The 20,406-nt window shown below is 41.9% G+C and carries 15 protein-coding genes; all 15 read left to right on the top strand.

Annotation, left to right across the window (positions count from 1 at the left end):
- Positions 1 to 36 precede the first annotated feature (36 nt).
- The 15 genes from pgsA (at position 37) to mutL (ending at position 20,053) form a co-directional block, all read left to right on the top strand.
- Complete coding sequence (pgsA, locus tag J7I96_RS09725; RefSeq protein ID WP_034313524.1) at positions 37 to 621, top strand: CDP-diacylglycerol--glycerol-3-phosphate 3-phosphatidyltransferase; 585 nt, start codon at positions 37 to 39, stop codon at positions 619 to 621.
- 22 nt (positions 622 to 643) lie between these two features.
- Positions 644 to 1,876: a competence/damage-inducible protein A gene (locus J7I96_RS09730; RefSeq protein WP_214770048.1), complete on the top strand. Its 1,233-nt coding sequence runs from the start codon at positions 644 to 646 to the stop codon at positions 1,874 to 1,876.
- A 348-nt stretch (positions 1,877 to 2,224) separates the two neighbouring features.
- Complete coding sequence (gene recA, locus J7I96_RS09735) at positions 2,225 to 3,271, top strand: recombinase RecA (RefSeq protein ID WP_034313522.1); 1,047 nt, start codon at positions 2,225 to 2,227, stop codon at positions 3,269 to 3,271.
- A gap of 352 nt (positions 3,272 to 3,623) precedes the next feature.
- The gene (gene rny, locus J7I96_RS09740; protein ID WP_063231807.1) at positions 3,624 to 5,183 is read left to right on the top strand and encodes a ribonuclease Y; all 1,560 of its coding nucleotides are present in this window, start codon (positions 3,624 to 3,626) and stop codon (positions 5,181 to 5,183) included.
- 152 nt (positions 5,184 to 5,335) lie between these two features.
- Positions 5,336 to 6,133 carry a TIGR00282 family metallophosphoesterase gene (locus tag J7I96_RS09745; protein WP_063591644.1) on the top strand — a complete coding sequence of 266 codons (798 nt, stop codon included), beginning with the start codon at positions 5,336 to 5,338 and terminating at the stop codon, positions 6,131 to 6,133.
- Between the two features lie 173 nt (positions 6,134 to 6,306).
- Positions 6,307 to 6,567, top strand: coding sequence for a stage V sporulation protein SpoVS (gene spoVS, locus J7I96_RS09750; protein ID WP_029281188.1), 261 nt, complete (start codon positions 6,307 to 6,309; stop codon positions 6,565 to 6,567).
- 132 nt (positions 6,568 to 6,699) lie between these two features.
- Entirely contained in the window at positions 6,700 to 7,632 is a 933-nt protein-coding gene (locus tag J7I96_RS09755; RefSeq protein ID WP_214922975.1) for a dipeptidase, read from the top strand.
- Between the two features lie 215 nt (positions 7,633 to 7,847).
- On the top strand, positions 7,848 to 9,605 hold the full coding sequence (locus J7I96_RS09760; RefSeq protein ID WP_053534401.1) for a 2-oxoacid:acceptor oxidoreductase subunit alpha: 1,758 nt from the start codon (positions 7,848 to 7,850) through the stop codon (positions 9,603 to 9,605).
- Positions 9,592 to 10,458 (top strand): 2-oxoacid:ferredoxin oxidoreductase subunit beta, encoded by an 867-nt coding sequence (locus tag J7I96_RS09765; RefSeq protein WP_096338178.1) that lies wholly within the window; start codon positions 9,592 to 9,594, stop codon positions 10,456 to 10,458. Before J7I96_RS09760 ends, J7I96_RS09765 begins: the two co-directional genes overlap by 14 nt.
- A 676-nt stretch (positions 10,459 to 11,134) precedes the next feature.
- Complete coding sequence (gene tdh / locus J7I96_RS09770; RefSeq protein WP_214922976.1) at positions 11,135 to 12,178, top strand: L-threonine 3-dehydrogenase; 1,044 nt, start codon at positions 11,135 to 11,137, stop codon at positions 12,176 to 12,178.
- A gap of 342 nt (positions 12,179 to 12,520) precedes the next feature.
- Positions 12,521 to 14,065 (top strand): tRNA (N6-isopentenyl adenosine(37)-C2)-methylthiotransferase MiaB, encoded by a 1,545-nt coding sequence (gene miaB / locus J7I96_RS09775; RefSeq protein ID WP_214922977.1) that lies wholly within the window; start codon positions 12,521 to 12,523, stop codon positions 14,063 to 14,065.
- A 1-nt stretch (position 14,066) separates the two neighbouring features.
- Complete coding sequence (locus J7I96_RS09780) at positions 14,067 to 14,495, top strand: YlbF/YmcA family competence regulator (protein WP_034313499.1); 429 nt, start codon at positions 14,067 to 14,069, stop codon at positions 14,493 to 14,495.
- 213 nt (positions 14,496 to 14,708) lie between these two features.
- Positions 14,709 to 15,248 carry an outer spore coat protein CotE gene (locus tag J7I96_RS09785; protein WP_034313495.1) on the top strand — a complete coding sequence of 180 codons (540 nt, stop codon included), beginning with the start codon at positions 14,709 to 14,711 and terminating at the stop codon, positions 15,246 to 15,248.
- Between the two features lie 217 nt (positions 15,249 to 15,465).
- Entirely contained in the window at positions 15,466 to 18,090 is a 2,625-nt protein-coding gene (gene mutS, locus J7I96_RS09790; RefSeq protein ID WP_214922978.1) for a DNA mismatch repair protein MutS, read from the top strand.
- 22 nt (positions 18,091 to 18,112) lie between these two features.
- A complete protein-coding gene (gene mutL / locus J7I96_RS09795) occupies positions 18,113 to 20,053 on the top strand; it encodes a DNA mismatch repair endonuclease MutL (protein ID WP_214922979.1) in 1,941 nt (646 codons plus the stop codon).
- Positions 20,054 to 20,406 lie beyond the last annotated feature (353 nt).

The raw sequence follows: 20,406 nt of genomic DNA on the forward strand, positions 1-20,406 counted from the left end.
CCCAAATGGCAGGCGTAAATTTTGGAGGTAAAAGTTTTGAATCTGCCTAATAAGATTACAGTAGCAAGAATCTGTTTAATACCAGTATTTTTAATCATCATGCTCGTTCCTTTTTCATGGGGGACACTGACTTGGGGAGAATACAGTTTGCCAGTGGCACACCTGGCTGGAGCCATCCTCTTTATAATCGCTTCCACTACGGATTGGATCGATGGCCATTTTGCCAGAAAATATAATATGATTACTGATTTAGGGAAATTTTTAGATCCATTGGCAGATAAACTTCTGGTTTCGGCTGCCTTAATCGTTTTGGTTGATCTAGATTTAATGTACGGTCAATCTTGGATTGCCATCGTGATCATAAGTCGCGAGTTTGCAGTCACTGGATTGCGTTTGGTGTTAGCGGGTACAGGGGAAGTGGTTGCAGCGAACCAGCTAGGTAAAATTAAAACATGGGCACAAATTGTTTCTATTTCGGCTTTATTGCTGCATAACCTTCCATTTGCCCTCATTTCACTTCCATTTGCCAATATAGCATTATGGATTGCATTAATCTTTACAATCTGGTCAGGTTTGGATTATTTTATAAAAAACAAAGAAGTATTTGTTAATTCAAAGTAAAACGAATGGTGGTTTTGAAAAGATGGATGCAGAAATCATTGCAGTGGGCTCAGAGCTTCTTTTAGGTCAAATCAATAACACTAATGGAAGATTCTTATCGCAGCAGTTTGCGGAAATGGGGATCAACGTTTTTTACCATACTGTGGTTGGGGATAACGACCGCCGATTACAACATGCTATAGAAATCGCTGAATCGAGGGCGAACTTGATTGTTTTTACCGGTGGGCTTGGTCCTACCAAAGATGACTTAACGAAAGAAACGATTGCTCGCCATATCGGGAAAAAGCTCGTTTTTAATGATGAAGCTTTGCAATCCATTGAAGCTTACTTCCAAAAACGGGAACGGCCGATGACGGAAAACAACAAAAAGCAGGCCCTTGTCTTGGAAGGCAGTGAAGTGTTGGCAAACGATCATGGCATGGCCCCGGGAATGGTCTTGTCCAAATCCGGGATTACATATATGCTCCTGCCTGGTCCACCAAGTGAAATGGAGCCGATGTTTTTAAGTTATGGTTATGAAAAGATCATGAATAAATTGGAAAAGCATGAACGGATCGATTCCAAGGTTCTCCGGTTCTACGGTATAGGTGAAGCAGAACTGGAAACGGTGATTGAAGATCTCCTTGTCAATCAAACGAATCCGACAATCGCTCCGCTGGCAGCCGAAGGGGAAGTGACGTTAAGGATAACCGCCAAAGGCCCTTCCAAAGAAAAATGCGAAGAGCTTATTTTAGAAACGGAAAAAGAAATTCTTAGCAGGGTCGGCAAGTTCCATTATGGTAGTGATAATACTTCGCTAATAAAGGAACTTGTAAAAGAATTAACGGTCCGCAAGCTTTCAATCGCGGCAGCTGAAAGCTTGACCGGGGGGATGTTCCAAGAACAGCTGACAACCATCCCGGGCGCCGGTAAAGTCTTTAAGGGCGGAATGGTTTGCTATACGAATGATGCGAAGTCCGATGTCCTCGGCGTCAGTGATGATACCATATCTGTGTATGGGGTGGTCAGCGGTGAGTGTGCAATGGAAATGGCCTCTAATGTCCGGAGTAAGCTCGATGCGGATGTAGGCATAAGCTTTACGGGTGTTGCAGGGCCGGATGAACAAGAAGGCAAGCCTGTTGGTACAGTATTTATTGGCATTTCCTATCGCGATGGAAACACTCATTTCAAGGAGTTGAATCTTTCCGGTAGCAGGGCGCAAAACCGTATTCGGAGTGTGAAGTACGGCTGTCATTACCTATTAAGGGATTTATAAACGCCATAAGCAGAGCTTTAATACAGCTCTGCTTTTTATTTGGTTTTAGAAGTTTGTTTCTTGAAAAATAGGGAAAAAAGAAAAAAGTTAATTCAATGAAAATGTATTTTTTAGGGAGTAAGTGAAGCGAAATGGAAATTTCCTTAAGCTAAAACGCGTTTTTACAAAGGATATCCCGAAAGAAAAAAACGAATGAATGTTCGACTTTTTGCTTGGCAAAATAGTAAAAAGAGTATATAGTAAAGATAGGTTTTGAGACAGGGTACAAACCTTGAACTCGAATAATTGCTAACGTAAGTACACCTTTAATCGGACAGCCGATTAGTTGAATATAGAGGAGGAAATTAAGTGAGTGATCGTCAAGCGGCTTTAGATATGGCGTTAAAACAAATTGAGAAACAATTTGGTAAAGGTTCGATTATGAAACTTGGGGAACAGACTGATCGTAGAATTTCAACGATCTCAAGCGGTTCTTTAGCATTGGACGTAGCGTTGGGAGTGGGCGGATATCCAAGAGGCCGGGTCATTGAGATATATGGACCTGAAAGCTCCGGTAAAACGACTGTAGCATTACATGCCATTGCAGAGGTACAAAAGACTGGCGGCACGGCTGCATTTATTGATGCCGAGCATGCTTTAGATCCAGCATATTCAGAAAAACTTGGTGTGAATATCGATGAGTTACTGCTTTCACAGCCTGATACGGGTGAACAAGCCTTAGAGATCGCTGAAGCGTTAGTTCGAAGCGGAGCGGTAGATATCATTGTCATTGACTCGGTGGCAGCACTTGTTCCTAAAGCTGAAATCGAAGGCGAAATGGGAGATTCCCATATGGGTCTTCAAGCCCGGATGATGTCTCAGGCACTTAGAAAACTGTCTGGTTCCATTAATAAATCAAATACCATTGCCATTTTCATTAACCAAGTCCGTGAAAAAATCGGTGTTATGTTTGGGAATCCAGAAACGACTCCGGGAGGCCGGGCATTGAAGTTCTATTCAACTGTTCGTCTGGAAGTGCGCCGTGCGGAACAATTAAAACAAGGTAATGAAATCGTCGGTAATAAAACGAAAATCAAAGTTGTAAAAAACAAGGTTGCTCCACCATTTCGCCAAGCTGAAGTTGACATCATGTATGGTCAAGGGATTTCACAGGAAGGTGAAATCATCGATATGGGTGCAGATCTTGATATCGTCCTTAAAAGTGGCTCATGGTATTCATACAATGAAGAGCGTGTCGGACAAGGCCGTGAAAATGCGAAGCTGTTCTTGAAAGAAAATCAGGATATCGCTCAGGAAATTTCTCAGAAAATCAGAGATCACTATAATCTTGATGGAGAGCATGAATTACCACCAGAAGAAAATGAAACAGAAGAGCATTTTGAATTGCTTGATTAATGATATTTGGAAAAGGCCTAAGTTATTCGCTTAGGCCTTTTCTATATATTTTGAGAAAAGTGTGAAATTTTCAGCGGAATAAATGCCATTGAAATCAGATTTACAGACTTCTTCCATAAAGAATGCTGTACATTATGATGGTTGATATTAAGAAAACTTGAATAATCATTGATACATAAGGGACAAACGCTTGACAATAAAAATTCTCAACTATACAATTAATATGTATATTTTACAATTTTTCAAACTAAAATTTTGAAAATTAAGTGCTGTATATTGAATTTATGTGCAATGTACTTGCCGACAGTTCAACATTTTATGTAAAAAGTTCATAGCAAGGGGAGGTGAAACGATGGAACCCATGACAATCATCTTCACTTTGCTTGGCCTAATCGTCGGTGCAGTTGTTGGTTATTTTATTCACAAATCAAAATTTGAGAGTAAAATAGCAGGGGCAAAGGGCTCTGCTGAACACATCCTTGAGGATGCAAAACGTGAAGCGGAAGCACTTAAGAAAGAAGCCTTGTTGGAAGCAAAAGATGAAATTCATAAAGTTCGTGCCGATTCGGATCGGGAAGCCCGTGAAAGAAGGAACGAATTACAAAAACAAGAAAATCGGTTATTGCAAAGAGAAGAGAATCTGGACCGCAAGGATGAAACGTTAGACAAACGTGAAAGCCTTTTGGAGAAAAAAGAAGATTCTCTAAACCAAAGACAACAGCATATTGAAGAGATGGAAAGCAAAGTGGACGAGACGGTTCGTAAGCAGCAAACAGAGCTTGAACGTGTTTCCGGTTTAACTCGTGAAGAAGCTAAAGCAATCATTATAGACCGAATGGAAAACGAGCTTGCTCACGATGTAGCGCTTATGATTAAAGAAAGTGATACCCGTGCCAAAGAAGAAGCTGATAAAAAAGCAAAAGAAGTCCTTTCTCTTGCCATTCAGCGTTGTGCGGCTGATCATGTTGCAGAAACCACCGTTTCTGTAGTAAATCTTCCAAACGATGAAATGAAAGGACGGATAATCGGACGTGAAGGCCGAAATATCCGGACGTTAGAAACGCTAACAGGTATTGACCTTATTATCGATGATACTCCTGAAGCTGTCATTTTATCTGGATTCGACCCAATTAGACGGGAAACGGCACGCTTGGCTCTTGAGAAACTTGTTCAGGACGGACGGATCCATCCGGCCCGCATTGAAGAAATGGTTGACAAAGCAAGACGTGAGGTGGATGAACATATTCGTGAAATTGGTGAACAAACAACTTTTGAAGTTGGCGTTCACGGTCTCCATCCAGATCTCATCAAAATACTAGGACGTTTGAAGTTCCGTACCAGTTATGGGCAAAACGTACTTAAACATTCAATTGAAGTGGCACAGCTTTCAGGTTTACTGGCCGCTGAACTTGGTGAGGACGAAGTTCTTGCCCGCCGTGCAGGTTTATTGCATGATATTGGGAAAGCGATCGATCATGAAGTGGAAGGCAGTCACGTTGAAATTGGCGTTGAATTAGCAACCAAATATAAAGAGCACCCAACTGTCATTAACAGCATCGCTTCACATCATGGCGATACGGAACCAACTTCTATCATTTCAGTGCTTGTGGCTGCCGCTGATGCATTATCAGCCGCAAGACCGGGAGCTAGAAGTGAAACGCTTGAAAATTACATTAGAAGACTTGAAAAACTTGAGGAAATTTCCGAATCCTATGATGGAGTGGAAAAATCATTTGCGATTCAAGCCGGACGAGAAGTGCGGATTCTAGTGAAACCAGAACAAATCGATGATCTTTCGGCCCATCGACTCGCACGTGATATCCGGAAAAGGATTGAAGAAGAGCTCGATTACCCTGGTCATATTAAAGTCACGGTCATCCGTGAAACAAGAGCAGTGGAATATGCTAAATAATCGTTAACGAAAGACGAAGTGGTGCAAACCACTTCGTTTTTTCTTTTTCGGATATTAATCGTCTAGCGTAATTCCTATAATTACCCCAAATTATGTTACAATACATACTTAAATAATTCATATAATCAGGTGAATCCAGAAAGGGTTTTACAATGAAATTGCTATTTATAGGGGATGTAGTGGGATCTCCAGGTCGTGACATGATCCAAGAATACCTTCCTAAGTTAAAAGAAAAGTATCGTCCGCATATCACGGTCATCAATGGCGAGAATGCGGCAAGTGGCCGGGGGATTACAGAAAAGATTTATCGCAGCTTTTTAGAGTGGGGAGCGCAGGCAGTGACCATGGGAAACCATACATGGGATAATCGTGATATCTTCAATTTTATTGATGAAGCGAAATATCTTGTCCGTCCAGCAAACTTTCCAGACGGGGTACCCGGAGAAGGGATGAAATTTTTAAAATTGAACCAGCATGAAATAGCTGTCATCAATTTGCAGGCGAGAACGTTCATGCCGGATTTGGACTGTCCGTTCAAAAAGGCGGAAGAACTAGTGGCGGAGGCTCGAAAAAAGACACCGATCATCTTTGTCGATTTTCATGGTGAAGCGACAAGCGAAAAGCAAGCCATGGGGTGGTTCCTGGATGGTAAGGTTACAGCCGTCGTTGGTACACACACACACGTCCAGACAGCCGATAACCGTATATTACCTGCAGGCACCGCTTACATATCAGATGTAGGAATGACAGGACCATATGATGCCATCCTTGGTATGGAAAGAGAGGCAGTCATCCATCGGTTCCTGACCAGCCTTCCAGTTCGTTTCGAAGTCCCAAAAGAAGGACGGACCCTATTAAGCGGGGTTCTCCTTGAAATTGATGAGAAAACTGGCAAGGCAAAGAAGATAGAAAGGATCCTGATTAACGAAGATCATCCCTTTTACCATTGATTCGAACGGATGGACAGTCAAACTGCCATCCGTTTTTCCATTCTTTAATAAATGGTGTACAATCCCGGTTTTCTTTGTCATACAAGTTTTACTTGATGAATATAGTAGCAGTGGAAAGTGTTATAACTATTGAGCCAAGTTAGAATCGGCAGGGAAAACAAGGAGGACTAGGAATGGAAATATTAAAAGTTTCAGCAAAATCTAATCCTAATTCTGTAGCAGGCGCACTAGCGGGAGTGCTCAGGGAAAGAGGAGCAGCCGAAATTCAAGCAATCGGTGCAGGTGCGTTAAATCAAGCCGTCAAGGCAGTAGCAATCGCAAGAGGGTTTGTCGCACCTAGTGGAGTTGACTTGATTTGTATTCCTGCCTTTACAGATATACTTATTGATGGCGAAGAAAGAACGGCAATAAAACTAATCATTGAACCAAGATAATTGTGTTTGGGTGTCCTGTTTGTCGGATGGCGAGCAGGCTCTTTTTTGTCGTGACTTCCAAATGACGAAAGGTCCTTATCGCTTTATAATGGTATATATAATCATAAAAAAGGTACAGGAAGGGGGATTACATTGGAGATTTTTGATGCACATTGTGATGTGCTGATGAAGATGTTCATCGATCCGGATATTTCTTTTATAAATAGTGATAAATTACATATAACAAAGCGGGGGTTATTGGACGAAGGGGGAAAAGTCCAATGTTTTGCCATATATATTCCTGAAAAGGTCCACCCTGATATGAGATTTCAAGCTGCTTTGGCGATGGTGGATATATTTCATGAAAAGATTTTGTCGGAGCCGGAAATGAAATTTATAAAGACAAAGGCAGACATCGAATCTTTAAAAGAAAAGGAAATCGGTGCAATGCTAACTTTGGAGGGGTGCGATTGCATTGGGAATGATTTGTTGAAACTGAAAACCCTTATTCATCTTGGAGTATCCTCCGTAGGGCTAACTTGGAATCACGCTAACTTGGTAGCGGATGGGGCATTAGAAACAAGGGGGGCCGGCTTGACAGGATTTGGAACGGAAGTGGTCGCGCTACTGAATGAGAAGTCAATTTGGTGTGATTTATCCCATTTATCTGAAGCTGGATTTTGGGACACCCTAAAGTTGGCGAAATTCCCGATCGCCTCACATTCGAATGCTTATCAGCTTTGTCCGCATCCGCGAAATTTAAAGGACGGGCAGATAAAAGCCCTTTTACAGAAAAATGGGGTGATCGGAGTAACCTTTGTCCCGCAATTTCTAGCAAATGGCCCGGTTACGATAAAGGATATCTTGAAACATATAGAGCATATATGCAGTTTGGGCGGGGAAAGACAAATTGGATTAGGGTCCGACTTCGATGGAATCGATCATATGGTAGAGAAGTTAACGTCATATAAGGATTATCATAACTTAATAAATGAATTGAACAGGCTTTATAGCAGTGAGTTTGTAAAAGGTCTTCTTTTTGATAATTTCACTCGTAATTTTCCGCTTGAAAAGGAAATATCTTAAGTGATTTTCAATTCTTACTATATAGATATGAATAAATATTCTGAAAATATAAAAAATAAAAGCAAAAAGGTTGCAATTTGATGATTTAACCGATAGAATTGAAAGCGTTTAGTACACCTTTCCTAAATTAGAACGATAATTATACATAGTTGAATGTTCTAAGAGAGGTGCGGTTAAATGCATTTATATACGAACGTCCTAAAGGAGTGTAAGACATGATCAATCAACTTTCATGGAAAGTTGGCGGACAACAAGGTGAAGGTATTGAAAGTACAGGAGAAATATTCTGTATTGCCCTCAATCGCTTAGGTTATTACTTGTATGGCTACCGTCATTTCTCATCCCGAATCAAGGGTGGACACACGAATAATAAAATTCGTGTAAGTACTACGGAAACTCGTGCTATCTCTGATGATTTAGACATCTTAGTTGCTTTTGACCAAGAAACAATCGACGTCAATTATAAAGAATTACATGAGGGTGGCATCATAATTGCAGATGCAAAATTCAAACCTGTCTGCCCAGAAGATACAAAGGCAGAATTATATATTGTTCCTTTTACGGAAATAGCAGCCGAATTAGGAACATCATTAATGAAAAATATGGTCGCCATCGGTGCGACATGTGCTGTTCTCGGAATGGAAATTTCCGTATTCAACGATGTGGTTGATGAAATATTCGGCCGTAAAGGTGAAGAAATCGTTAAGAAGAATATGGATGCCATTACTGCCGGATATAAGGCAATGGAAGTTTTGCTTGGAGAAAAACTGGGCGCGATGGAGCTGGAAAAGGCAGACGGCCAAAAACGAATGTTCATGATCGGAAACGATGCTATCGCTTTAGGCGCAGTTGCAGGAGGTTGTCGCTTCATGGCAGCTTACCCGATTACTCCGGCCTCGGAAATTATGGAATACTTAATTAAGAAACTTCCTCAATTTGGCGGGACGGTCATACAGACTGAAGATGAAATCGCTGCAGCCACAATGGCAATCGGTGCTAACTATGGCGGTGTACGTGCCATCACAGCTTCAGCTGGACCTGGTCTTTCCTTGAAAATGGAAGCGATTGGTTTAGCGGGCATTACCGAAACGCCAATTGTCATCGTCGATACTCAACGTGGCGGTCCATCTACGGGACTTCCCACAAAACAGGAGCAATCCGATTTAATGGCCATGATTTATGGTACACACGGTGAAATACCTAAAATCGTCATGGCTCCGAGCACTGTTGAGGAAGCTTTTTATGATACGGCAGAAGCATTCAACCTTGCAGAGGAATATCAATGTCCAGTTATCGTTTTATCCGACTTACAGCTATCATTAGGTAAACAAACGGTTCAGCCGCTTGATTACGGTAAAGTGGAGATAAGACGCGGTAAATTGGTGGACTTTGAAATTGAAGAGCCTGAAAACAAATCTTACTTCAAGCGTTATGAAGTAACGGAAGACGGAGTCTCACCACGGGTAGTGCCTGGTATGAAAAATGGAATTCACCATGTTACGGGTGTTGAACATGATGAAACGGGCAGACCTTCCGAGACGGCCTTGAATCGCAAATTGCAAATGGATAAACGGATGCGTAAGCTGAATAATTTAACTAACACATTCCAAACACCAGTATACAAAAACACACCGCATGAAGAAGCGGATTTATTAATTCTTGGTTTCAACTCAACACGCGGGACGATTGATGAAGCGATCGGCCGTTTAGAAACGGATGGAGTGAAAGTGAATCATGCGCAAATCCGTTTGATTCATCCTTTCCCAGCTGATGAAGTCCTATCATTGGTGCAAAGTGCTAAGAAAGTAGTAGTTATTGAAAATAATGCGACTGGACAATTGGCTAATATTATCAAGATGAATGTCGGACATGTTAATAAAATTAAAAGCATCCTAAAATATGATGGCAACCCATTCCTCCCGCATGAAATTCACACACAATGCAAGGAGATGTTCGAATATGGCAACGTTTAAAGATTTTCGGAATGATGTAAAACCAAACTGGTGTCCTGGTTGCGGGGATTTCTCCGTTCAGGCTGCCATGCAGCGTGCGGCAGCCAATGTAGGTTTGGAGCCGGAGAATTTGGCCGTCGTTTCCGGTATCGGCTGTTCAGGGCGTATATCCGGTTACATCAAGTCATATGGTTTCCACGGCATCCATGGCCGCTCACTGCCAATTGCTCAAGGAGTGAAAATGGCTAACCGTGAATTGACCGTTATAGCTTCAGGCGGTGACGGAGATGGTTTTGCAATCGGGATGGGACACACCATTCATGCGATCCGCCGTAATATCGATATTACGTATATTGTCATGGATAACCAAATTTATGGATTGACAAAAGGCCAAACTTCTCCTAGATCTGCTGCTGGATTTAAAACGAAATCCACTCCAGAAGGATCAATAGAACAGGCTGTTTCACCTATGGAATTAGCATTGTCAGCTGGCGCTACGTTTGTCGCTCAAAGCTTTTCCACTGACTTGAAAGACCTGACGGCGATCATTGAAGCAGGGATAAACCATAAAGGGTTCTCCTTTATCAATGTTTTCTCTCCTTGCGTAACATACAATAAGATCAATACGTATGATTGGTTTAAACAAAACTTAACTAAATTGAACACTATTGAAGGCTACGATTCATCAAATAAAGAACAGGCCATGCAGACTTTGATGCAGCATGACAGCCTTGTGACAGGGATCATTTATCAAGACTCTTCACGCCCTTCGTACCAGGAATTAGTGCCAGGGTATGCTGAAAAAGCGCTAAACAAATCAGATTTGACACTGGATCAAGCGCACTTTGATAAGCTTGTTGCTGAATTTATGTAAAAGTTAAAAGGTTCACCCCTTAAGATGGGGTGAACCTTTTTTTGTGATTAACTGGAAAGCTCAGTAGAGAGAATCACTATACTCTCTAAATTAGCTTACCACCAACCGTTATTACATCCACCGCCGAAGATATTGCAACGGTTCCTTCTGTGACAATGGCGGTCCCGATCACGGTCCCGATCACGGTCCCGATCGCGGTCGCGGTCGCGGTCGCGCCTATTACAGCCTTTCACAGCACGACAAAAATCGTCTGCGATTCTATCGTTGTCCCGATCCCGATCGTGGTGGTCATCGCGATCGTGGTGGTGATCGCGGTCACGCCTATTACAGCCCCTTACAGCACGACAAAAATCGTCTGCGATTCTTTTGTTATCTCTGTCCCGATCTCTATCCCGATCGTGATCCCGATCATGATCATGATTATTGCATCCACATGACATATAAGTCACTCCTTCATTGTTTTTGTTTTTGTTGTACAAGATATCTTATTCGAGAGCGGACAAGATGCTATAGAAACATGACCCATTTAACAAAAATGTACGAATGCCTAAAAATCATCATTATTAATGTGAAAAGGCCGGTACATAAGTGGTTATGGTATTTTTGTGATTGATTTTTCATATCTTTACATATTAAGGTAGATGAAAAAGCACAGCCCTATTCAGGGGGAATGTACATGTTGAGAGGTAAAATGAAAGCGATCGTCAAACATCACCGAGGTTATGGGGCACAATTACAAGTTGTCGATATCCCGGACATCCGAGATGACGAGGTCTTGATTCGAGTGAAGATGACCTCGATCTGCGGAACGGATATTCATATTTTCACCTGGGATGAATGGTCACAAGGAAGGGTGAGCCCGCCATACGTATTTGGGCACGAATTTGCAGGTGAAGTAATCGAGATAGGAGCAAGTGTCAGTAATGTTTCAGTTGGTGATTGTGTATCTGCCGAGACACATATAGTTTGCGGTACATGCAGGCAGTGCTTAACCGGACAATTCCATATCTGTAACAAAACAAACATTATCGGTGTCGATAAACAAGGGTGCTTTGCAGAGTACATAGCTCTGCCAGCCAAGAATTTATGGAAAAATCCAAGTGATATGCCACTAGATATAGCTACCATCCAAGAACCGATGGGGAATGCCGTCCATTCAGTGCTAGCTGGCGAGGTGCTGGGTAAAACGGTGGCAATTATCGGTTGTGGTCCAATTGGGCTTATGGCGATTGCTGTAGCAAAGGCCGCAGGTGCTGATAAAGTAATCGCTCTTGATATTAATGATTATCGACTTCAGCTTGCCAAAAAGATGGGTGCCACACACCTCATTCATTCAATGAATCAGGATCCAGTGGAAATCACGAAAAGCATAACAAGTGGGGACGGGGTGGATGTTGTTTGTGAAATGAGCGGTAATCCAACAGCTATCCAACAAGGGTTCAAGATGGCGACCAATGGTGGAAGAATATCGATTCTAAGTCTGCCTTCTAAGCCCGTCACGATTAATATAACAGAGGATATCGTATTCAAGGGTCTTACTGTCCAAGGGATAACTGGAAGGAAGATGTTTTCAACCTGGCAACAGGTTTCAAGTCTGCTTGAAAGTGGCAAGGTTGATGTAAAACCAATGATTACCCATCGGTTTTCACTAAGTGATTTTGAAAAGGGATTTGAACTGATGATCAAAGGCCAGTGTGGTAAGGTTCTCCTTATACCTTGAACACCTGAAAAGGTGGAAATTGCATGGTCTGCATTTGAAAAATCTTGAAAGGGGAAAGCGTCATCCAAACATGATAAGAAGAGGCTAAATTCGTCATAACCTCTTCTTTCATGTTCTTATTTTCAATATTTATGAAAATTTTCTTACAATTGAAGAAGCCACGACAGAATGATTGTTTCTTGCTGTTAAAAGCTTTATACTATGATAATGTGGATATATCACACTTAATAGCTAATATTTACTGGAAACTCTTGAAAAGGAATCCGTATAAATCCATTTGAAGATAGGTCTTGGAATAGTTGGTGAAAGAAATAAACTAACTATTTTGAAAGGAGATTAACTATGAACGAGAAACAACGACTAGAATCACAACAAGTACAGGCTGAGAATCCAGCGGACAAAAAATCCGAAAAGGACTTCAGTAAGTACTTTCAAGCCGTTTATATTCCGCCTTCCTTAAAGGATGCGAAAAAGCGGGGAAAAGAAGAAGTAGAATATCATGATGACTTTGCCATTCCTGAAGGTTTCCGCGGAATGGGAGAAGGTAAAAAGTTTTACATTCGTACTTTTGGCTGTCAAATGAACGAACATGATACAGAAGTCATGGCGGGCATCTTTATGGCACTTGGTTATCAAGCGACAGACACGGTGGATGATGCTAACGTCATTTTACTTAACACTTGTGCGATTCGGGAAGGCGCAGAGAATAAAGTGTTCGGTGAATTGGGGCATTTAAAATCATTGAAATTGGAAAAGCCGGATTTATTGCTTGGGGTTTGCGGCTGTATGTCACAAGAGGAGACAGTTGTAAAGCGGATTCTAGAGAAGCACCATTTTGTAGATATGATTTTCGGAACGCATAACATCCATCGCCTGCCGCAAATTCTTAATGAAGCTTATCTTTCCAAGGAAATGGTCATTGAGGTTTGGTCTAAAGAAGGGGATGTAATCGAGAACCTTCCGAAAGTGCGTAAAGGAAAAACCAAGGCATGGGTCAATATCATGTATGGCTGCGATAAGTTTTGTACATACTGCATCGTACCGTACACGAGAGGGAAAGAAAGAAGCCGCCGGCCTGGAGATATCATCCAGGAAGTCCGTCATTTAGCGGCACAGGGTTACAAGGAAATAACCCTGCTTGGACAGAATGTGAATGCTTACGGTAAAGATTTTACGGATATCGATTATAGTTTCGGCGATTTGATGGATGAAATCCGCAAAATCGACATTCCGCGTATTCGCTTTACGACAAGCCATCCCCGTGATTTTGATGATCATTTGATTGAAGTACTGGCTAAAGGCGGAAATCTCGTTGACCATATCCATCTTCCAGTTCAATCGGGAAGTACGGAAACACTTAAAATCATGGCCCGTAAGTATACACGCGAACAATATTTAGAGCTAGTTAAAAAAATCAAGGAAGCTATCCCAAGTGCATCGCTAACGACGGACATCATTGTAGGCTATCCGAATGAAACGGAAGAGCACTTTGAAGAAACGATGTCATTATACCGTGAAGTTGGTTTCGATGCAGCATATACTTACATCTATTCACCACGTGAGGGAACACCGGCTGCGAAAATGCAGGATAATGTACCGATGGAAGTGAAAAAGGAACGTCTGCAACGCTTGAATGCCCTTGTAAATGAAACGTGCGCATTGAAAATGAAAGAGTATGATGGACAGATTGTTGAAGTGCTCGTTGAAGGCGAAAGCAAGAAGAATGCGGAGGTATTAGCAGGTTATACAACGAAAAATAAGCTCGTGAACTTCAAAGGACCAAAATCCGCTATTGGCAAAATCGTAAAAGTGAAAATCACCGGAACGAAAACATGGTCATTAAATGGGGATATGGTTGAAGAAGCAACGGCGATTGAGGTGGAGTAATATGACTAAATATACTAAAGATGACATTCTGAACAAAGCGGCCGAACTTGCTGAAATGATCGCCAGCACGGAAGAAGTCGATTTCTTTAAACGGGCAGAAGCTCACATCAATGAAAATCAAAAAATCCGTGAAATGATTGCGAGCATCAAGAGCTTGCAAAAACAGGCTGTAAACTTCCAACATTACGGCAAAGAGAAAGCATACAGTCAAGTTCAGGCCAAAATTGATGCACTTGAAAAACAATTGGATGAACTTCCTATCGTGCAAGAATTCAAACAATCCCAAGTGGATGTAAATGATCTTTTACAAATGGTCTCTTCACAGGTATCGAATAAGGTGACGGACCTGATTATTGAATCGACCGAAGGCGATGTCCTTCGCGGTGAGACAGGTTCACAGGTACAAGCAGGCGGCGGAAGCTGTTCATGAATATTAAAAAAGCCCTTCTGGTTTCAGAAGGGCTTTTTTAATATGCGGAAATCCTTATACAGTGCCCATTCGTGACACATATCCCAAAACTTGAGCATAAAATAACCTAGGTTTAAAACATTACAGCAGTTTTCAAACAATTAAAATTCTACGCACACTAGACTTTTACCACGCATAGGATGAATGGAAACTGTATGAGGAGGGTTCGCTAGCATGTCACAATATAGAGAGATAATTACTAAAGCGGTGGTGGCAAAAGGACGTAAATTCACCAAGTCCTCTCACACCATTTGCCCGGCTCATCATCCTTCTAGCATTCTAGGTTGTTGGATCATCAACCATAAATACGATGCAAAGAAAGTCGGCAAAAAGGTAGAAATTCACGGCAGCTACGAAATCAACGTCTGGTATTCTTATAACCAAAATTCAAAGACGGAAGTTGTAACTGAAAAAGTGCAATATACCGACGTTATTTCGCTGAAATACCGTGATCCCGATTGTCTTGATGACCATGAAATCGTTGCAAAAGCTGTCCAACAGCCGAATTGTTTAGAAGCTTGCATCTCCCCATGTGGACAAAAAATCATTGTCCATGTGGAAAGGGAATTCTTTGTGGAAGTCGTCGGCGAAACGAAAATTTGTGTCGCTGTAAGTCCAGATGGCCGCTGTGAGGATGACTGGGGCTCTGATTTCGATGATGAGGATTTCGAAGATTTAGATCCGGATTTCCTTGATGAATTCGAAGACGAATAGAATATAGAAATTAATACCGGATGACATTCCCTTCATCCGGTTTTATTTAATTTGAAGCGGGACAAGTCCCTATGGCTTTCCAGATACAGCCAGCTTAAAAAGTGAAGGATAATTGATTTACCCTGCAATTTCGAATACAGGCCATGTTGCATTTTCGTATGTTATAATGAAGGACATAAATGTGTAATAGATTTTAGTTTGGAAAGGTTTTGAAGGAATGGCTGGATATACTCCGATGATACAGCAATATTTAAAAATTAAGGCAGAGTATCAGGATGCCTTTTTATTTTTTCGCTTAGGCGATTTTTATGAAATGTTTTTTGACGATGCACTGAATGCATCACAAGAGCTCGAAATCACATTAACGAGCCGAGAAGGCGGTAGTGAAGAGCGAATTCCGATGTGCGGCATTCCGTATCACTCGGCTGCTAATTATATTGATATATTGATAGAAAAAGGTTTTAAAGTAGCTATTTGTGAACAAACCGAAGATCCGAAGCAAGCCAAAGGTGTGGTACGCAGGGAAGTCGTCCAGCTGATCACCCCGGGAACGAAAATGGATAGTAAGGGTCTTCGTGAAAAGGAAAATAATTATATTGCCACCATCACTTATTTTACGGATGGTCAGTTTGGCTTTGGATACAATGATTTATCGACAGGGGAAAATAAGGTTACATTGATTGAGAGTTTCGAGGAAGTTCTGAATGAATTTGCCATCCTTGGTGCGAGTGAAGTTGTCATTGCCGAGGATTTCAATGAAGAATGGAAAAAAATCCTTCAAGAACGGGGCGCAGCCGCTCTATCCCTAGAGAGTAATTTGGTTCAAAGCGAGTCATTCGCTCCATTGCTTCATTTGTTAAAAGACCAGAAACTGGCGACAACGACCTCTCGCTTATTGAATTATCTATACCGTACCCAAAAACGCAGCCTGGATCATTTACAGCCAGTGCTTGCATATGAAACATCACAATATATGAAAATTGATTATTATAGCAAACGCAATTTGGAATTAACTGAAACCATTCGTTCCAAAGGTAAAAAAGGCTCATTATTATGGCTGCTTGATGAAACGAAAACAGCGATGGGCGGAAGGATGTTGAAGCAATGGATTGATAGGCCGCTCATTAATAAAAAACAGATCGAGCGGAGACAAAGCCTTGTTGAAACCCTGAAAAATCAATACTTTGAACGGCAGGACTTACGTGAACGCCTGAAGGAAGTGTACGACTTGGAGCGGCTTGCCGGAAGGGTGGCCTTCGGGAATGTAAACGCTCGGGACTTGATTCAGCTGAAGCGTTCCTTGCAACAGGTGCCGGTCATTCGTGAAATCGTGAAGTCAATGGCCTCCAATCAGGATATTTCAATCCTGGCCGATAAATTGGATCCTTGTGAAGAAGTGACGGATTTGCTTGAAACGGCGCTTGTAGAAAACCCTCCATTGTCCGTGAAAGAAGGGAATATCATTCAGGACGGTTTCCATAATGAGCTGGATACTTACAGGGATGCCAGCAGAAACGGAAAGACGTGGATTGCACAGCTTGAACGCGAAGAGCGGGAACGCACCGGGATCAAATCCTTGAAAATCGGATATAATCGTGTTTTTGGCTATTACATTGAAGTGACACGAGCAAATTTGCACCTGCTTGAAGAAGGCCGTTATGAACGGAAGCAAACTTTAACGAATGCCGAACGTTATATCACACCTGAATTGAAAGAAAAGGAAGCTTTGATTTTACAAGCAGAAGAAAAAAGCATCAGTTTGGAGTATGACCTATTCCTCAATCTTCGTGAAGAGGTCAAAAGCTATATCCCTCGCTTACAGGATTTGGCGAAGGGCGTCAGTGAACTGGATGTCCTGCAGTGCTTTGCGACGATTAGTGAAGAACGCCATTATGTGAAGCCTGTCTTTTCCGAAGATCGAAGAATCGTACTGAAGGAAGGCAGGCATCCAGTGGTTGAGAAAGTCCTTCAATCACAGGAGTATGTCCCCAATGACTGCTTCATGGATGGAGACCGGGAGTTACTCTTGATCACCGGGCCCAATATGTCGGGTAAAAGTACGTATATGCGTCAAATTGCGCTAACATCGATTTTAGCGCAAATTGGATGCTTCGTATCCGCAAGTATAGCTGAATTACCTATTTTTGATAAGGTATTTACCAGGATTGGCGCGGCAGATGATTTGATTTCCGGTCAAAGTACATTCATGGTCGAGATGCTTGAAGCAAGAAATGCCATCATGAATGCGACAGAAAACAGTTTGATATTATTTGATGAAATAGGCCGGGGAACATCAACTTATGATGGGATGGCGCTCGCTCAGGCCATCATTGAATATATTCATGAGGAAATTGGGGCAAAGACACTCTTTTCGACGCATTATCATGAATTGACTGTATTGGCAACGGAACTGCCAAGATTGAAAAATATCCATGTAAGTGCCATTGAGCAAAATGGAAATGTCGTTTTCCTTCATAAAATTAAAGAAGGGCCAGCAGATAAAAGCTATGGAATTCATGTGGCTAAGCTTGCTGATTTACCGGAGCAGTTAATAGATCGGGCAGCTGCTATTTTAGCCCAGCTAGAGAATGAAAATGGACAGGCAAAGACGATTCCTGAACAGCCTGCTGCTGAAAAAGCACCTATTGCCGAAGTTGCTCCTGTGACATCCCTCAATGAGGCACAGCTTTCCTTCTTTGGGGAAGAAGCTCCTAAAGGAAGGGTGAATTCTTCACCAAAGGAAAAAAAGGTGCTGGATGACATAAAGTCACTGGATATCCTTGAAATGACGCCGCTTGAGGCAATGAATACCCTTTATAAATTACAAAAGAAACTTAAATGAGAATTAAAGCGAGGCGATAAAAATGGGAAAAATCATACAGCTTGATGAGGCTTTATCTAATAAAATCGCAGCTGGCGAAGTTGTTGAACGCCCAGCCTCAGTCGTTAAGGAACTTGTGGAAAACGCAATAGATGCAAACAGTACCATTATAGAGATTGAATTGGTGGAGGCTGGACTTGGTTCCATTCGGATCGTGGATAATGGCGATGGGATTTTGGCGGATGACATGGAAGCGGCATTTAAACGTCATGCCACTAGTAAAATAAAAGATGAAAATGATCTCTTCCGAATCCGAACACTTGGCTTCCGCGGTGAAGCAATGCCCAGTATTGCTTCAGTTTCCCGTTTTGAAATGAAAAGCAGCACTGGCGAAGGGGTAGGAACGCGCATACTTCTTGAAGGAGGCATGGTTAAGGAACTTGAGGCTTCATCCAGCCGTAAAGGAACGGATATCCTGGTTTCCGACTTGTTTTTCAATACCCCTGCACGGTTGAAATATATGAAAACCATTCATACCGAGCTAGGAAATATTACGGATGTCGCTAACAGGCTCGCACTTTCGCACCCGGATGTTTCTATACGGCTAACACACAATGAGAAGCGTATCCTCCATACGAATGGTAACGGTGATGTCAGGCAGGTGCTGGCGGCAATCTATGGTACGAATATCGCCAAAAAGATGATTCCGGTTCAGGCAGGCTCCTTGGATTTCAAATTATCCGGATATATCGTCATGCCCGAGATCACCCGGGCTTCAAGGAATTACATTTCAACCATGATAAACGGGCGCTTCATTAAAAACTATGCGCTCGTGAAAGCAATCCTGGATGGGTATCATACACTTCTTCCAATTGGACGTTTTCCAATCGCGTTGCTGAATATCGAAATGGATCCGATTCTTGTCGATGTCAATGTACATCCATCCAAAATGGAGGTAAGGCTCAGCAAGGAACAGGAATTGTACAGTCTAGTATCGGAAACGATTAAAGCTTCGTTTAAAAAGATGTCTCTAATACCAAGTGGATATACACCAGCAGCAAAGCCGGAACAGGTGAAAAGTGAGCAAACCACACTGGAATTGGACCATGTTGTGGAAAGCGGCAAGCGGGTCCTGGAAAAAGCCAAGAAAGAAGCTTCCCTCTTGAAGAATACCCTGATTCGGGAAAAGCAGGAACAAAAGAGTGATGTGGATCATAATGAAGATTTCAACCTTGAACCAATAAAGGAAATAATCTATAGCAATGAAAAGCAGCAAATGGAAGATGTCTATGTACCGGTCTTACAAGATGATGGAAGCAAACCATATTTCGAGTCAGCTGAAAAGTTTACAACCTACACTGTCGAACAAGAGGAGGAAATCGAGGCGAATGAACCCGACAGCCGCATCCCTCCGATGTACCCGATTGGGCAAATGCATGGAACATATATATTCGCCCAAAACGAAAAGGGTTTGTATATCATAGACCAGCATGCTGCCCAGGAACGGATCAAATACGAATATTTTAAAGAAAAAGTTGGTCGAGTTGAAAACGAACTACAGGATATGCTGGTCCCCATCACCCTTGAATTTTCAACGGACCAATGTATCCGGATAAATGAATATCGGCATGAGTTGGAAAAAGTGGGCGTCTTTTTAGAGGAGTTTGGCTATAACGCCTATATTGTCCGATCGCATCCACAATGGTTCCCTAAAGGAATTGAACAGGAAATCCTTGAGGAAATGATAGAACAATTGCTATCGATGAAAAAGGTCGACATCAAAAAATTGCGCGAAGAAGCAGCCATCATGATGAGCTGTAAAGCCTCCATAAAGGCAAACCGTCATCTTCGCAATGATGAAATCCAAGCACTTCTGGATGAACTTAGGCGTACAACCGATCCCTTCACATGCCCTCATGGAAGACCTATCATCATCTCGTATTCCATATATGAAATGGAAAAAATGTTCAAACGGATCATGTAATTAAAAGCAATGGAGAATCCTTATGTAATGGGGTTCTCATTGCTTTTTTTAGTTAAATGACAAACACTTATCTCTTTTTCCTGGAGCTTTTGTAAAGTTTTCTGCTGAAGAGTCATGATTTTGAATGTGTTAATCTTTCTGATACCACTTTGGCATTTACTCCAATCTCTAACATAATAGTAGCAATTTAGCCAACCGCAAAAATGTAGTGAATGATCCGTTGTTATAGATGGGATCAGTTTGAGAATGTCTATATTATAAGAAGAAACTCGGTAGAATACACAGAGTTTGTATAGCGGATAATTGTATCCAAGCGTATCATGGATTTTTAAAGCCCATAAAACACATTAGGT

Origin of the sequence: Bacillus sp. ISL-78 (assembly GCF_018613455.1) — a bacterium.
GTDB classification, from domain to species: Bacteria; Bacillota; Bacilli; order Bacillales; family DSM-1321; genus Peribacillus; species Peribacillus frigoritolerans.

Coding starts and splice junctions, on each gene's coding strand:
- J7I96_RS09730 (WP_214770048.1), top strand. CDS start 644: ATGGATGCAGAAATCATTGCAGTGGGCTCAGAGCTTCTTTTAGGTCAA.
- rny (WP_063231807.1), top strand. CDS start 3,624: ATGGAACCCATGACAATCATCTTCACTTTGCTTGGCCTAATCGTCGGT.
- J7I96_RS09745 (WP_063591644.1), top strand. CDS start 5,336: ATGAAATTGCTATTTATAGGGGATGTAGTGGGATCTCCAGGTCGTGAC.
- spoVS (WP_029281188.1), top strand. CDS start 6,307: ATGGAAATATTAAAAGTTTCAGCAAAATCTAATCCTAATTCTGTAGCA.
- J7I96_RS09760 (WP_053534401.1), top strand. CDS start 7,848: ATGATCAATCAACTTTCATGGAAAGTTGGCGGACAACAAGGTGAAGGT.
- J7I96_RS09765 (WP_096338178.1), top strand. CDS start 9,592: ATGGCAACGTTTAAAGATTTTCGGAATGATGTAAAACCAAACTGGTGT.
- tdh (WP_214922976.1), top strand. CDS start 11,135: ATGTTGAGAGGTAAAATGAAAGCGATCGTCAAACATCACCGAGGTTAT.
- miaB (WP_214922977.1), top strand. CDS start 12,521: ATGAACGAGAAACAACGACTAGAATCACAACAAGTACAGGCTGAGAAT.
- J7I96_RS09780 (WP_034313499.1), top strand. CDS start 14,067: ATGACTAAATATACTAAAGATGACATTCTGAACAAAGCGGCCGAACTT.
- J7I96_RS09785 (WP_034313495.1), top strand. CDS start 14,709: ATGTCACAATATAGAGAGATAATTACTAAAGCGGTGGTGGCAAAAGGA.
- mutS (WP_214922978.1), top strand. CDS start 15,466: ATGGCTGGATATACTCCGATGATACAGCAATATTTAAAAATTAAGGCA.
- mutL (WP_214922979.1), top strand. CDS start 18,113: ATGGGAAAAATCATACAGCTTGATGAGGCTTTATCTAATAAAATCGCA.